General features: G+C 55.7%; 21 protein-coding genes. 1 reads left to right on the forward strand and 20 read right to left on the reverse strand.

Translation table 11 applies throughout. The annotated features are described in order from the left end of the window. Window positions 1-226: 226 nt before the first annotated feature. From O0S10_RS03940 to O0S10_RS04030, 19 genes are all read right to left on the reverse strand, one after another. A complete protein-coding gene (locus O0S10_RS03940; protein WP_268924597.1) occupies window positions 227-949 on the reverse strand; it encodes a glucose-6-phosphate isomerase family protein in 723 nt (240 codons plus the stop codon). Between the two features lie 129 nt (window positions 950-1,078). After that, entirely contained in the window at window positions 1,079-1,849 is a 771-nt protein-coding gene (locus tag O0S10_RS03945; protein WP_268924598.1) for a formylmethanofuran dehydrogenase subunit C, read from the reverse strand. Beyond that, window positions 1,846-3,549, reverse strand: coding sequence for a formylmethanofuran dehydrogenase subunit A (locus O0S10_RS03950; protein ID WP_268924599.1), 1,704 nt, complete (start codon window positions 3,547-3,549; stop codon window positions 1,846-1,848). The genes O0S10_RS03945 and O0S10_RS03950 overlap by 4 nt, the downstream gene beginning before the upstream one ends. Continuing rightward, window positions 3,549-4,151 (reverse strand): 4Fe-4S dicluster domain-containing protein, encoded by a 603-nt coding sequence (locus O0S10_RS03955; protein ID WP_268924600.1) that lies wholly within the window; start codon window positions 4,149-4,151, stop codon window positions 3,549-3,551. Before O0S10_RS03955 ends, O0S10_RS03950 begins: the two co-directional genes overlap by 1 nt. Before the next feature lie 3 nt (window positions 4,152-4,154). Further along, a complete protein-coding gene (locus O0S10_RS03960; RefSeq protein ID WP_268924601.1) occupies window positions 4,155-5,240 on the reverse strand; it encodes a hydrogenase large subunit in 1,086 nt (361 codons plus the stop codon). Beyond that, window positions 5,237-5,701 (reverse strand): NADH-quinone oxidoreductase subunit B family protein, encoded by a 465-nt coding sequence (locus tag O0S10_RS03965; protein WP_268924602.1) that lies wholly within the window; start codon window positions 5,699-5,701, stop codon window positions 5,237-5,239. The genes O0S10_RS03960 and O0S10_RS03965 overlap by 4 nt, the downstream gene beginning before the upstream one ends. After that, window positions 5,698-6,054, reverse strand: a complete 357-nt coding sequence (locus O0S10_RS03970) for an EhaM family protein (protein ID WP_268924603.1) — start codon at window positions 6,052-6,054, stop codon at window positions 5,698-5,700. The genes O0S10_RS03965 and O0S10_RS03970 overlap by 4 nt, the downstream gene beginning before the upstream one ends. Further along, window positions 6,045-6,305, reverse strand: coding sequence for a hypothetical protein (locus O0S10_RS03975; RefSeq protein WP_268924604.1), 261 nt, complete (start codon window positions 6,303-6,305; stop codon window positions 6,045-6,047). Before O0S10_RS03975 ends, O0S10_RS03970 begins: the two co-directional genes overlap by 10 nt. Then, window positions 6,302-7,177, reverse strand: coding sequence for a respiratory chain complex I subunit 1 family protein (locus O0S10_RS03980; protein WP_268924605.1), 876 nt, complete (start codon window positions 7,175-7,177; stop codon window positions 6,302-6,304). Before O0S10_RS03980 ends, O0S10_RS03975 begins: the two co-directional genes overlap by 4 nt. A 1-nt stretch (window position 7,178) precedes the next feature. Next, a complete protein-coding gene (locus O0S10_RS03985; protein ID WP_268924606.1) occupies window positions 7,179-7,370 on the reverse strand; it encodes a hypothetical protein in 192 nt (63 codons plus the stop codon). Between the two features lie 3 nt (window positions 7,371-7,373). Next, window positions 7,374-8,027 carry a hypothetical protein gene (locus O0S10_RS03990; RefSeq protein WP_268924607.1) on the reverse strand — a complete coding sequence of 218 codons (654 nt, stop codon included), beginning with the start codon at window positions 8,025-8,027 and terminating at the stop codon, window positions 7,374-7,376. Next, the gene (locus O0S10_RS03995; RefSeq protein WP_268924608.1) at window positions 8,027-8,644 is read right to left on the reverse strand and encodes an EhaG family protein; all 618 of its coding nucleotides are present in this window, start codon (window positions 8,642-8,644) and stop codon (window positions 8,027-8,029) included. Before O0S10_RS03995 ends, O0S10_RS03990 begins: the two co-directional genes overlap by 1 nt. After that, the gene (locus O0S10_RS04000; RefSeq protein WP_268924609.1) at window positions 8,641-9,099 is read right to left on the reverse strand and encodes an EhaF family protein; all 459 of its coding nucleotides are present in this window, start codon (window positions 9,097-9,099) and stop codon (window positions 8,641-8,643) included. The genes O0S10_RS03995 and O0S10_RS04000 overlap by 4 nt, the downstream gene beginning before the upstream one ends. Then, a complete protein-coding gene (locus tag O0S10_RS04005) occupies window positions 9,096-9,335 on the reverse strand; it encodes an EhaE family protein (protein WP_268924610.1) in 240 nt (79 codons plus the stop codon). The genes O0S10_RS04000 and O0S10_RS04005 overlap by 4 nt, the downstream gene beginning before the upstream one ends. Then, complete coding sequence (locus tag O0S10_RS04010) at window positions 9,332-9,571, reverse strand: EhaD family protein (protein ID WP_268924611.1); 240 nt, start codon at window positions 9,569-9,571, stop codon at window positions 9,332-9,334. The genes O0S10_RS04005 and O0S10_RS04010 overlap by 4 nt, the downstream gene beginning before the upstream one ends. Beyond that, entirely contained in the window at window positions 9,568-9,822 is a 255-nt protein-coding gene (locus O0S10_RS04015; protein WP_268924612.1) for an EhaC family protein, read from the reverse strand. The genes O0S10_RS04010 and O0S10_RS04015 overlap by 4 nt, the downstream gene beginning before the upstream one ends. Next, on the reverse strand, window positions 9,822-10,307 hold the full coding sequence (ehaB, locus tag O0S10_RS04020) for a [NiFe]-hydrogenase-3-type subunit EhaB (RefSeq protein ID WP_268924613.1): 486 nt from the start codon (window positions 10,305-10,307) through the stop codon (window positions 9,822-9,824). Before ehaB ends, O0S10_RS04015 begins: the two co-directional genes overlap by 1 nt. 273 nt (window positions 10,308-10,580) lie before the next feature. Continuing rightward, window positions 10,581-11,276 (reverse strand): hypothetical protein, encoded by a 696-nt coding sequence (locus O0S10_RS04025; RefSeq protein ID WP_268924614.1) that lies wholly within the window; start codon window positions 11,274-11,276, stop codon window positions 10,581-10,583. After that, window positions 11,273-12,994 (reverse strand): formylmethanofuran dehydrogenase subunit B, encoded by a 1,722-nt coding sequence (locus O0S10_RS04030; protein ID WP_277612739.1) that lies wholly within the window; start codon window positions 12,992-12,994, stop codon window positions 11,273-11,275. The genes O0S10_RS04025 and O0S10_RS04030 overlap by 4 nt, the downstream gene beginning before the upstream one ends. A gap of 109 nt (window positions 12,995-13,103) precedes the next feature. Between O0S10_RS04030 and mobB the strand changes: the two genes are divergently transcribed. Further along, on the forward strand, window positions 13,104-13,544 hold the full coding sequence (gene mobB, locus O0S10_RS04040) for a molybdopterin-guanine dinucleotide biosynthesis protein B (protein ID WP_268924615.1): 441 nt from the start codon (window positions 13,104-13,106) through the stop codon (window positions 13,542-13,544). Window positions 13,545-13,752: 208 nt separating this feature from the next. Here mobB and O0S10_RS04045 read toward each other — a convergent pair. Beyond that, a partial coding sequence (locus O0S10_RS04045; RefSeq protein ID WP_268924616.1) for a hypothetical protein occupies window positions 13,753-14,034 on the reverse strand: 282 nt, incomplete at its 5' end.

Raw genomic sequence — 14,034 nt, forward strand, 5'->3', positions numbered from 1 at the left:
AAAGATGGTTTTCCCAATTGTGTGGTCCCCTAACTTCCGTTACACGTTTGAAAAACATCGCTTTAAGATGGATTACTCAGGATAATCTCCACGTTCAACCTTTTTTGATAGCGAGTACGAGTGTCAAACAGAGCAGCTCCATTCTCTCTTCTACGAAAAAGATTATTCCGATTGCCAGCAACTAGGCGTTCACCAGGTGCTGTTCTGCACCGGAACCGGAGAGCAGTTACATTTTTTTCTTTGCCGCGGAGTACTTCCCAAGTACATCCATGTACTCTTCCGGCCGGTTCATGATATCCAGTGTGTCTCCGGAACCCACGAGATCATACAGACTCCGTCCTTCTTCAAGACCAATCTCCGGCAACGGTAAAGGCAGCATCACATGCATCGGGATCGGGTCTCCGTAATGCGGGTTTGCAACCCATCCTTCCTTTTTCATGTAGTAGTAAGCTGCGCCGTGCATCTCGTCGATCTCTCCGTACTCGCTGGCAAAGTCAGTTGAGACAAGGTTTGCCATCACCAGTTCCTCACGCCCGGGATTGATGGTTACATGGCCGTATCCTGGAGGAATCAGTACCGTATCCCCTCTGTGTGCCGGAAGCAGAATCACATCCGTGTGGTCGCGGCGCTGGAGCAGGTAATAGGCGAAACCGGATAAGACCTCGTATACTTCTGGGTACGGCATTCCCGACGGATTTTCCGGGTGATAGTGGCCTTTCGTCTTGGTGTACTCGTCGTTGAAGACGCCGGGCGGAATCACGGTAATATCGTATCTGAGGTGATGGCGCTCCAGCCAGGTATGATCACCATGGGTTCTCCAGAGATCGCGGTACATAAAGTAGAGCGGGGTTTGCGGGTCGGCGGTCGGCTGCCGGGCAAACACATTTGCCATGTCGGCAATTGTTCGGACTCCCGGCTCCGGAAGTACGCCGGACCAATACTTTTTCATGGCATAATAGTATTGCAGGCATCCTATAAGGATAATTTGCCGGAACTGGTTCTGCTCTCCATTCTGCGAACCGGGCAGACAGCCGAACAACAGTCACGCATAGCGGAACGTTCCCTGCAAAAAAGAATATTATATCCGTGTATAAGAACCGACGCGGAGCGTTCCCTTGCCGTTGCGGTGTGCGAGATCACCCGTGAACACAGTGAGTTCCCGACCGTTTTCCACGATCTTTCCTGTCTCGGCAAACGTCGGCATGAAGTCGTCCACATGACCGAAAATCGTACACTCGCCGCCGAACATGTCACCGCATGGCAGCACTGCGTTTCCTTCGATGATCAGTTTTCCGCCTTTCATGTTGGTTCCTGCGTGCAGACCGGCGTTACCCAATACCCGGACGACACCGCCGAAGAGACATTCACCGCAGTAGTCACCGACACTGCCCTCAACCAGAATTTCACCGCCGCGCACGCCTTTCCTGCCGCCGCGGTAACCGGAACCGCAGTAGTTTCCCGCGTTGCCGTGACAGATAATTTTTCCACCGAGCATTTCGCGTCCCAGCCAGTCACCGGCATTGCCCATGATCTCAATTGTGCCGCCGGTCATAAAGTCCCCGCAATGCATGCCAATGTCACCGTCCACAATGATCCGCCCGTCGGTCATATACTCGCCGACCCGTTTCACGCGGGATGCATCACCGATCAGAATAATCTCCGTTGCCCCGGGCCCTGCCGCCTCGCCGTCCACCCGGATATCAAACACATCGGACAACTGCATCTTCTGGTTGCCAACATATACGTTTACCCGGACGGTCTTGCAGAGCGTTTCAGGTGTTATCACCTCAGCCTCAATTGGTAGATGTGGGTCCACTGAATCGCGCACAATCAGCGTAATTCGTCTCATAACTTTGTCTCCGTCTCAATTTTCATACTGCGGGGAAGGTAATACTCCTCATCGACCGGATAGTTCTCTTTCCGGATCGAGTAGAACCGCTCAAATGTGCGGATTAATTCAGGATCATTGTCCATGTCATAGGCTTTGGGAACCTTCGGGCTGCACCAGAACATTCTGTTCTGGTTGTCTGCCACAATCTCATCATCATGCGAGATCAGAACACCGCCTTTAAAGGTGTACCGAGTCTGCGCAAATCCGCGAATGATCTCAGCATATTGCTTCGTCGGATCAATTTTGTCCGGCACAATCGGGTACACCGCAATGTCCGCCTCGGCACCAATGCCGAGATGGCCTTTGCCGCGTTCAAGGAGGCCGAGGGCCCGCGCCTGACCGGCACGGGTCATCACCGCAATTTCATCAAATGTCAGTTCACGGTCAAGTGACGGAAGCACCACGCGTTTTGCGGTACCTGCGTGTACTGTTGCAAACTCCTTCTCGCGGTACTCGCGGCTCATCAGGAGGCCAATGATCTCGGGATATTTCACAAACGGTGCGCCGTTCGGGTTGTCTGTTGTAAGCAGACACTGCCATGGATTTTCTACCAGCAAAGCAAGTTCAAGACCGATTGCCCACATGACGCTGTTAACCAGATTTTTGCGCCGGTACATCACCGGAATTACACCGGACGCCGTCTCCAGTTCGACATCATGGTTGCTCCATTTGTCCTGATGCAGACGGTAGAGGTTAAATTCCATCGGGCCGTCGGCGGTCATGGTTGTGGTTCTGCCAAACATCACCTGTCCCATGTCAATGGTGATCTGCGGCCGCAGATTCACCATACGGGACACCGGTTCAGCCTTGGAACAGAAATCACCCCAGCCGGAACCTCCGTAGGAGTGGAACTGTACGTGCGTGAGATAGGCGGTCTGCCGTTTTTTGTTCAGATCCGGAACAAGCCCCATCGTTCCAAGCGTGCAGGTGTAGTTTCCGGGTTTACCGAGGTTGTTGCAGTGCAGATGCACCGAGTGCGGAAGGCCGAGCATTTCGTTTGCTTCGATGACGCCTTTGATGTACTCGGCAGGACTCAGGTCGAAGAAGGGAATCGGTTTTCGGATGCAGTCCACATTTTTACCCCAGCTCCACATCTCCGCGCCCAGTGGGTTGGTGAGTTTCACACCGTAACCTTTGACTGCGTTGAGCCGCCAGGCAATGAGGGCAGCTGCGCGTTTGATGTCGCCGGCTGCAACCGCCCGCATGACACCCCAGTCGCCGTCGAACAGCGTCAGGATAAGGCCGTCCTGTAAGGGGGTGTGGCGGAACTCTTCGTGCGTGTGGCGGGCTTCCAGGGGGGCCATCGCTCCTTCGGTCAGTGTCGTGTATCCCATCAGTGCGTAGCGGTAGCTGTTGCCGTAGGTGGTCGGGATGCTGTAGCCGGAGACGGCACGCATGCCGTGACCGCGGGGAGCGCGGCCTGCCCGCATGTCTTCGGGACTCATGTATCTGCCGAAGTTCACCTTCGTTCCGCAGATATGCGTGTGCGAGTCTATACCTCCCGGCATTACGAGCATTCCGCCGCAGTCAATGACCTCCGCATTCTTCGACGGTTCTTCAGCGATGTGACCGTTTACAACGGCGAGGTCCATTTTCTCCTGCGAAATTTTGTTTACCGGATCGATCACGCAGGCATTTTTCAGAAAATAATCGGTCATCAGCGTTCCTCCGTCTGGATTGCTTCTACCCGTCGTGCAACGTGCATTGCACCGTTCGGGCAGGTGTCCTCGCAGACCTTGCATCCTTTGCAGAGGTCGTTGTGCAGCACGGTGTTTTTGCCTTTTTCAATCCGCATCAGGACGTCGGTGGAGACGGATGTTCCGCCTGCGCCCATATCGGGATCGATCTCGCGGTTGACGGGACAGGCGGTACAGCAGTTGCCGCAGCCCATGCAGAGTAGCGGGTTCACCAGCACTTCGTATTCGTGAGTGAAGGCAAGGTTCTGTTCATGCCGTTTTGCAAGAATGTCTCCGGAGGCGAGTACCTCTTCCGGACAGATTTCAACGCAGTAGCCGCACCGGAAACAGTGTCCCCGGATAATCTGCGGTTCCCATTTGCCATCCTCACGCTGAATTACGTCGATTGCGCCGGGGGCGGGACAGATCATTCTGCATTCAAGGCAGTGGGTACATTCGTTGCCGGTCAGTTCCGGGAAGTCCCGGAAGTGTGCGGGTGCCTGAAGCGGTGCGGTCTTTGCGGTGAGGAACTTTTTGATCCAGCCGATCCGGCAGAACTCTCTGAGGTAGGATGCAACGCTCATGGTTTACCGCTCCGCACAGGCAATGCAGGGGTCTGCACTGATAAAGGTCGAGGTCACGTCGGCGGCGGATGCGAGATTTTTCATCATTGCATGCGAGCCGACCTCAACGTTCATGATCGACGGCGTCTGAATGGCGACCGAGATTACCTGACCGTTTTCGTCCACTGCAATGTCGTAGGTGAGGTCGCCCCGCGGTGCTTCGATGGTGTGCTGTGTCCGGCCGGCGGTGACACGGCCGCCGAGCCGTACCGGTCCGTCAGGGAGGGTTGCAAGTGCATTTTTGATGATTGCCGCCGACTGGAACAGTTCGTCAAATCTGAGCATGATGCGGGCGAAGTTGTCGCCTTCGGTTCGGGTAATCATGTGCCAGCCGAGTTCGGTATACAGCGGTTCATGCTCGCGGGCATCGCGGGCGATGCCGCTTGCACGGGCCGTCGGACCGACCACGCCGCTCTCTTTTGCATCCTCAACAGAGAGGATGCCAATGCCTTTCGACCGGAGGGCGATCATGGGGCCGGTTGCAAACATCTTCACAAACCGCGGCAGTTCGGCTTCGACGTGATCGAGTGCTTCGCGGATACCGGTTGCGGTCTCGTTGCTGATGTCCTCACGCACCCCGCCCGGTACGACGTAGGCTGCCATGATGCGGGTGCCGGTCATGATCTCGATTGCATCCATCACCGTTTCGCGGAGGTTTAAGAGATACATGGCAAGTGTCTCATGCTCGATGGTGTAGCAGTAGGAGTAGTTTGCCAGCAGATGACTCTGCATCCGGTCAAGTTCGTTTAAGATGATACGCAGATGCATGGCGCGGGGCGGAACGGTAATGCCGCTGATTTTTTCGAGAGCACCGACAATTGCCGTGTTGTGAACGACGGAACAGATGCCGCATACCCGTTCTGCAAGGAAGATGGTTTCCTGCCAGGGACGGCCCACCATGATTTTTTCAATGCCTTTTTTGACGTAACCGAGTTCCACCTCGGTTGCGATGACCCGTTCGCCTGCGGTCTCGCATTTAATGCGGGCAGGTTCTTTGAAGCAGGGGTGCACCGGCCCTATCGGCAGGGAGACATCAACGACTTTTTTCATGGTTTTTCCTCCGTTTTGGTTTCGTAGTTTTCAAACAGAATGTCTGCAACGTTTAAGATGGCGCTGATGATCTCCGTCGGGCGAGGGGGGCAGCCGGGGACGGCTGCGGCGACCGGGATGTATTTGCTGACCGGCGGGTCAACGAGAGAGCCGGGGCGGTTGAAGGCACAGCCGGAGATCGGGCAGTTGCCGATGGTGACAACGGCTTTGGGTTCCGGGACTTTGTCCCAGAGGTCGGGAAGTTTGTCGATCCACTGTGAAGACATTGCGCCGGTGACAAGGATGATGTCTGCTTCGCGGGGGTTGTTGTGGACATAGATGCCGTACTGTTCGATATCGTATCGGGGGGAGAGACAGGCGAGGATTTCGATGTCGCAACCGTTGCAGGAGCCGGTGTTCACGTAGCAGACGTGAATGGAACGTTTGCGCACGGCGTTTTTCAGGGTTTGCAGGAGAGTCATGTTATCGCCTCAAGGATTTCTGCGAGAAGTTCCGGTACGGGTGTGCCGGAATCGGCCCGTCGGCGGAACTCCGTCGCGGCGTCCGGCGGCAGGAGGCCGGTTGCCGCGGTCAGATGCGGAAGGGAAAGTGCGTCGGCGATGCGGTCGCCTGCGGCGATCGCGTCCGCCGCTTCAAGCCGGGGGCCGAGATTTTCCAGAATCATCATGTCACAGCCGTTGATGAGGATTTTCCGCATCTGCTGACGACTGATGCCAAGCCGTGCGGCAAGGGCGATGACCGCCTGATCCTGCCGCGTTCCTTTGAGGATGGCGAGTTTCATCGGCTGAAGGTTTCGTTCGTAGATCAGATCCATGGTATCACCCCGAACCAGTAGAGCACTCCGTAGAGTACAAACAGCAGTATCATTGCCCAGATGAGTATCATCTCACCGGTGTGCACGGTGTGTTCCCGGGAGGAGAGAAAGACACCCGCCAGAATGCCGAGCAGAACGGCGCCGATGACGGCTCCTGCGAGAATCGCAGGGTGACTGATGACCTCAAGGGCCATCAGGAGAATGTAGAAGGCGACGCCCGCGACAACGGCTTTTTCGATCAGGTTATTCATACAAGTATCCCTCCTGCATAGAGTACGATCCAGACAACCGCGGCATAGAGCAGCACAACAACTGTCCAGATGGTCTGTATCGTCACCACTTGATAGGGAGTGAGCATCGGCGTTACCGCACAGATGAACGAGACGGAGATCATAAGGATGGTCATCAGAATGATCATCAGCCACCACGGCACTGCACCGATGAAGAGCAGGACAAATGCCGAGAGCAGAACGACGGTCTTGAGGCCCATGGCGATGTTTAACAGCGCCCGCCAGCCGCCGAAGTGTTCGGTCCAGTATCCGGAGACAAGTTCTTTTGCCTCAATCACCGAGAACGGGCCGTAGTGCGCTTTGGACAGAATGATCAGATACAGCGACACTGCTGCCGGGAAGGCAATGAGGATCGTTGGTGTCTGTGTTTCGATCTGGAATGCGGCTATCTCACCAATAGAGAGTGTTCGCCAGAACAGGTACACGATTGCGACTGTTGCCAGCAGCGGCAGCTCTGCTGCCGCTGACATGACGGATCGGATTGCGCCGAATTTTGTATACGGGGAGCCGGATGACAGGCCGGTTCCGTGTTCGATGATTTTGTGGAGCATGTAGAGCGCAAACAAGATCAGCAGGCTTGCTCCGGTCCAGACGACCCAGAGTGCCGCAATCCAGATACCGACTGCAATCAGAACGATTGCAACGTACATCACCTGACTTGCTGTCCGGGGAATCCAGGTCTGTTTGAAGGAGAACTTCAGGGTATGGAGGATCTCCTGCCAGACGGGAGGACCGGGTCTTGACTGGATGCGTGCGATGACTTTGCGGTGCAGACCGTGAAGCAGGAGTCCGGCGAAGACTGCAATGATGAGGAGAAGCAGGAATGCAATCATGTCAGTACCCCACAAACGGAATGTCTCCGTCCTTTGTTCCTGCACACCACCAGTAGATAAGGGAGGCGAGGGCTGCCGGGACGGAGATGACAACAACCGCAATCAGAGCGGGAATCTGTGCAACGAACAGCGCTGCAACAATGGCGATTGCTGCAAACAGGATTCCAAGGGCTAATGCTGTAGATTTTTTCATGATTCACACCGTCAGGAGAATTTCGACCGCCCGCAGGAAGAGCAGGAGGGAGCTTACATGGATCATCAGGATGTAGGGGGCGCCGGGCGCTCTGGTGATCTCGGCTTTACCAATGTAGAACGGTGCCATTCCTTCTCCCAGGACACCGACAAGGATGAGGAGTCGGGCCACGAGCGGGGCGGCACCGGTAACTGCAAGCTCCCCGATGGAAAGCGTACCACAGGTCGCGGCGATGATTGCGGCGCCTGCGAAGAGGGGAACGGTTGCCATCATGACGACCAGCCCGTAGGAGAAGGCGGCATCCAGTACGTGTTTGTTTTTGACGGCGGCAACGATGCCGATGTTGAGGATGCCGATGAAGGCGGCAAAGAGCGTGAAGTTGAAGACGTCGCCGGTGGTGATTGCACCGATGGTGGCAATGCCGCAGGCAATTGCCATGAACCGCTGGAACTTCATTAAGTCCACCGGGATCTCTTTGGTGTAGTAGCCGTCGGTACCGAACACGATGTCAACGGGTTTTTCCGGCAGACTGATGACGGCGAGTATGACGAACATCGCGGCAAACGCGAAGAGGACTACGGTGTATCCGGAGAGGTAGTGGACGATGTCACCGAAGGGCAGTGTGAAGAGTGGCTGTTCAAATATCTGTTCAAACATTATTCAACCCCCCGCATGGTTCCGACAAGGGACATTTTTGCCATGACTTTGAGCATGATGCCGACCGCGGCAAGCATGACGGCAAGGAACCACTGGGACGGAACTATCATGAAGATGAGGAATGCGATGACCCAGAGTGCCCATGCGTAACCTGCGGCGTTTTCGATTTTTGCAAAGGGTACGTCAACATTTTTGCCGAGGAAGTAGATCATGAGACCGAGTGCTGCGATGAGACCGCCGGAAAATCCGGTGAGGAAGATGCCATAGGCGGCAAGCATGATGCCGATGATCGGAGGTGCAGTCTTCATGACTTCGATGTCGAGTTTTCCGGCTGCGTGTTTGCGCTGGAGGTTTTCTTTGGCGAGCCAGAGTTCGGAGACCGCCATGATCTCGGCGACGCCGACGACAAGGCCGGGCAGGATGAGGGCTTCGGCAAGGTCGGTGGCAATGAGTGCGATGATGACAAGTCCGGTGATCTCAATGAGGTCAATGATGATCATTTTGTGGATGTCGTCTTTTTCCCGCAGTATTGCGGAGAATGCGATGATGATGGCGATAAATGCGACTGCAATGCCGATGGTGTAGAGTCCGGGCATGGCAAGCGGGATTTCGATCATTGTCTGGACCTCCGGTACAGGAATGAGGCAACTGCAAATGCTGCGAAGAAGATGCTGGCTTCGACGATGGTATCAAGTCCTCGCGTGTAGTAGAGAATTTCGTCAAGGATTCCTCCCGGATGGCCGACGATGGTGGTTCCGAGGTGCATGGTGGTGTTTGCAAGGAACCAGCCTGCAGGCGTCAGGTAGGCGGTGACGTAGCCGATGGCAGGAGAGTTTTCGGGATACTGGGCGATGATGTGCGCAGGTTCGGTGAAGGGTATGCCGCCCCGGTCATAGGGGTTGAGGGCACTGTCCGGGTTGAGGGATTTGGGGTAGAGCTGGTCGTCGTGGTAGGTGAGGAAGGGAACGGTGCAGAGGCCGATGACGGCGATGATGCAGACGACTGCGGCATAGACTTTGGGCAGGTTGTCGGTTTCAGCGAGGTAGTCTGCGATTCGCTGTATTCTGGTCATGGTGCCTCCTTTTTTTCGATGAGACGCACGAAGATGAGTGTTGTTACGATGTTGACGGCGATGAAGGTGACAAGGGCAAGCATTTCGTCGAATGCGAGCATGATTGCGACGAGACCGAACTCGGCGACTTCCATGTTGATGAGCCGGGTGAGGTAGGTTGTGTCACGCGGGTATGCGGTTGCGGTAACACCTGCGAGGAGGAGGATGCAGCCGATGAGAAATTCGATGCCGATCATTGTTGTCCCTCCGGTGTTTTGCGGCACAGCAGAAGGATGAAAATGGTGCCTATCGGCATCATGAGGGAGATGACGATGGCGACGTCAAGGTAACCGCGGCTGACTGTGAAGATGATGATTCCTGAGACGAGGATGCCAAGGGTGATCAGTTTGTCGAACGGGTTTCTGACGAGGAGGGTGGCAATGCCGCCGATGAGGGCAAGGAGTGCGGCAAGGATGGCGAAGAGTTCGGTCATGGTTCATCCTCCGGGGTTAATTTTGCGAGTGCTGATGCAATGGCGTTTGCTTCGAGGGTTGCACCGACGAAGTAGGCGACGGCGGCAACAAGGGTCAGCGGGTGCGGGAGGATGAGGGCGATGATGCCTGCTACGGCGAAGTTCATGACGTTGATGAAGGGAAGTTTGCGCAGGGTGTTCTTTTCAAGGACGGCACGGAGTGCGGCATAGACGGCGACTACGGCACAGACTGCGGCAGCGAGTTCGAGCATCAGATTTTCCTCCAGATGCTGCCAAGGGCGCGGCTTGCATGGAGGGGGGAGATGCCCTGTACAAGGAGGATGGCGATGATCATGCCGGCGATGAAGGCTTCTGGCGGGAATCCTGCAAAGGTGCTGAGTGCCCAGATGATGATGGTTGCGGCAAGTGCTCCGCTGGTTCCTGCCCAGCCTTTGTCGGCACATATGCGGGCACCGATGAAGACGAGGACGGCAACGGCGATTCCGCCGGGAATGCCGCATATCCAGTATCCACAGGCGGCAAGGAGTGTGCCTGCGGAGGCGTCGGGCGAACAGATGATGTTGCCAAGCATCCAGCCGCCGTTTTTGTCTCCGCCAGCCGCAACTATTTCCCGGCTGATGGCGTCAGCGCCGGAAACTCCCCCCTCTTTCGGGAGTTTCCAGAATATGTCGAGTGCTATAAAGAGTATGAGGGAAATTACCGCAGCGGCGGTGATGTATGCGAGTTCAAGAATCATGCTCTTCTCTATCCAAAGAAAACCGGCCCGTCCTGCGGGCGGATTTTCTGTAAATGATTAGCTATTGACATCTGTTTGATTAATAAATTACGGATCAGTACTTGGTGAAGTGATGAGGGGGGAATGGGGTTCGGTCTGAATTGTGTGATCATCCGAAATAGTCCGGGAGGTATGTTTGAACCGAATTTCCGCGGTGTATCCGGGGAGCGGACGGTTTCCTCATTGTTCATTGAACATGTCTGAGGAAATAGGGGAAAGGGATTTCGAAAATGGTCATCTGCGCCAAAGCAGCAGGATTCCCAGGCCGGCGGCGAGGCAGGAGATACATCCTCCGAAGGAACTCTGCGGTGTTGCGGGTGGTGTTGTCGGTACAGTTGTGACCGCTGTCGGGAGGGAGGGTGCGGGGGTTGTCGGCAGGGTGGTGGCCGGTAGTGTGGTTGCCGTGGTCTGCGGGGCAGTTGTTGCGGTGCTGCTTGGCAGCGGGCCTGCGGTCGGCACTGGTGCAGGTGTAACTTTCACGGGTTTTGAGATGAATGTCTCTTTGGTTGCGTCGTTTGCCATCTTTACTTTCATCTGCCAGAGGGTGATCTCTTTGCCTTCGTCGTACTGTGACGGGGTGCCGGTGAGGTTTGTCACCAGCCAGGTTTCGCGTTCGGCAGTTGAGATGGTGAATCCGCTGATGGTTGCATGCGCATATGGCAGTTCCCATGTTCGTGTTGTCCGGTTCTGCACCACCAGTGCAATTTCCCAGAGCGGGTCGGTGAGGTCGGTGTCGAACTCAAGGGTGTAGCTGTCCCGGAACCGTTCGCCGACGAAGATGTTCTGGGATACGGTGAGTTCCTGCCCGGTGACAACGGGTCCTGCCGGTGTGTAGTCTGCATCAAATTCGGTGTCGGCTGCGGTTGCCGGGGCGGCAATCAGAACGCAGCAGAGGAGGAGGGAAAGGAGGGCTACGTGTTTTCGGGTCATTTCTGCTCTGCTTTTATTTTCCGGATTTCGTCTAAGATGCGGGAGAGGATCACTTCGTCGGAGGGCATGCCGGAGTTGAAGGCTTTTTTGACGTGGATGGGTACACCGTCGAGTCGGTAGGCGGTTCCTTCGGCGTCGAGGCCGACAGATGCCACCGGGATGTGGAGTTTTGCAACTGCGGTGGAGAGCGAGATGAAGGGATCGAGTACGATGGTGTTGATGCGTGCGAGATGCGCCACTGTTTCGCGGGGGAAGTGTGCGCCGAGGTCGGTTCCGATGATGAGGACGGCGTCTGCTTCGTGTTTGGCGAGGATGTCAACGCCGCTGGTTTCGCCGGGGTTGTAGTGGACGATGCCACGCGAGTAGTCCACGGCATAGGGATATCCTGCGGCGAGGGAGAACATCTGGTTGGTGCCGTCGACGTTCCAGTGGCCGCGAAGCGGGGTGAGGGTGTATTTGGTGTGCCGGTTGAGTTCGTCGACGAGTTCGATGCCTGCGCGGACGTTTTTGTATTTGCCCCGCGACTGGGTGAGGCCGATGCCGGTGAAGAAGGAGCCGAACTTCGCGTTGAGCAGAATGTCGGCGGTTTTGAAGAGGACGCTGCGTTCAACGCCTGCGACGGTGTCGGGGATGACGTCGCGTTCGCCGCGGACGATTGCCCGCAGTGCGTTGAAGAGGGCGTAGTCTCCGCCGGGTTTTACCTGAATGAAGATGTCGGCAAGTTTGGCGGTTTCGGATTCGCGGATGTCGACGACGATGACGGTCCGGTCGGCGCGTCCTTCGGGACGGAATGCGCCGGTTGAGTAGGTGGAGTAGCGGGAGAGGTGGCGCGGGTGGGCGGCGATGGGGTTGCAGCCCCAGTAGACGATGACGTCAGCGCGGTTTTTGACCTGTCCGAGGGTACAGCCGGGGTGGCCGACTTCCTGTACGGCCATGATGGTGGGGCCGTGGCATTCGGAGGAGCAGTTGTCCATGACGGCGCCGATTTCTTCGGCGATTTCGAGGCCGATGTGCATGGCTTCGGTGGAGGTGCCGGACCAGCCGTAGAAGAGGGGGCGTTTGGCTGCGGCGAACATTTCGGCGGCCATTCTGATGGCGGTGTCGAAGTCGGTTTCTTTCCATTCGTTTCCTTCGCGATGGATGGGGGTGACCATTCTGCCGGGGGAGCGGAATTTGCCGGAGGAGAGGAGACAGCCGTTTACGACGTCGGTGACGATGCCGTCTTTGATGTGGAGTTCGATGTCGTCGCAGAGGCAGCCGCAGAGGGGGCATGCGTGGTTTTTGATGATTTTTTCTCCGGGTTCTACGTCAGGGAGGGTGGTTCCGGCGGGTATCTGGTATCTGAGTCCGCCGAGTTCTTCCATGAGGTCCCATGCGGTTCTGAGGGGGAGGTCGGTTGCGGTGATTTCGACGGGGATTCCTTTGAAGTCGGGTGCGCCGGTGGAGTGGGTGAGTTCGTGGAGGATGAAGTTGGCGTACGGGCCGCATGGGATGAATACTACTCCTTCGGGGGTTTCGGGTGATTCGCGAACGTTGAAGATGGTGTTCCCGGCAGAGCTTTCGATGAGGACGTGTTCGTCTTCTTCGACGCCTATTTCCATCATGTCCATCGGGTTGAGGAAGCAGTAGGAGGTTTCGCGGGAGTAGTCGTTGGTGTCTTTGTAGTACAGCTGGGCGCCCTGTTCGGGGGTTCGTCCGCTGCTCATCAGCAGTTTCATGAGTGTCCTTTTCCCCGACCGCCCGGGATATTTCGGGAGGCCTGTTGGTTATTCAGTATGTATCCGGGTGCAAATTAATAAAGTGATCTTAGGGTGCAATATTATGGGTATGCGGATCATCAATATCATCGGCCATTCGAATTCGGGGAAGACAACTATGATCACGAAGCTTGTGCCGCTTCTTGCGGCGGTCGGGACGGTTGCGACGATTAAACATATGGGCCATCATATCTGGGAGCTTCCCGCGGGGAAGGATACGACGGTGCATTTTGCGGGTGGTTCTGTTGCGACGGCGGGGATTGATGCGGAGAAGACGGTGATGAGTCTCCGGACGACGGATGTGTATGAGATTCTGGATTTTTATGCGTGGAAGGGGTATGAGTATGCGGTGGTTGAGGGGTTTAAGGAGGAGGGGTTTTCGTGTGTGGTTCTGGGGGATCTTGCGGCGGAGCATGTGGTTGTGCGGGATGCGGATGCGGAGACGGTGTTTGCGATGCGGGATTTGTTTGAGGTGTATGTGCCGGGGCGCGGCGGGTCGGGGTCATCGTGATTTCTCCGGAAAATAGTGAGGGGGATGGGGGGAGTCTGTGGTAGTCCGTGGTGGTTTTTCGGGAGGTTTTGCGTGTGTGGTTTTGCTTGGAGTAACCACCGCGAAAGACTCCCGAAAACTACGTTCAAGAAAATAGATGAAATGATTTCGCGGTATTTCCGGTTTCGACAGGCACCCGGACAAAGGTGTGTGCTGACGATTGAACGTTTCATGAGTTTACGTTTTTTTGTATTCGAAACAGAATGAGTGGTTCCCCAGCCAGAGAGTATCCTGTGGAGGCGGGAACGGGTGTTCCCTTTTTTTGGTTCAATTGTTGTGGGTTTTGCCAAATTACTTTTTCCGTGATATTCCGTGTGGAAAATGTTTTCTGGGCTTTTTTGCTTTGTTTTTGCTTGGAGTAACCACGGAAAACACTGAATACACGGAATTCCACTGAAAAAAAACACGGAATACCGCCGCTTCGCGGCTTACGGAATACACAGAAAGAATC

Origin of the sequence: Methanocorpusculum petauri (assembly GCF_026891975.1) — an archaeon.
GTDB lineage: Archaea > Halobacteriota > Methanomicrobia > Methanomicrobiales > Methanocorpusculaceae > Methanocorpusculum > Methanocorpusculum petauri.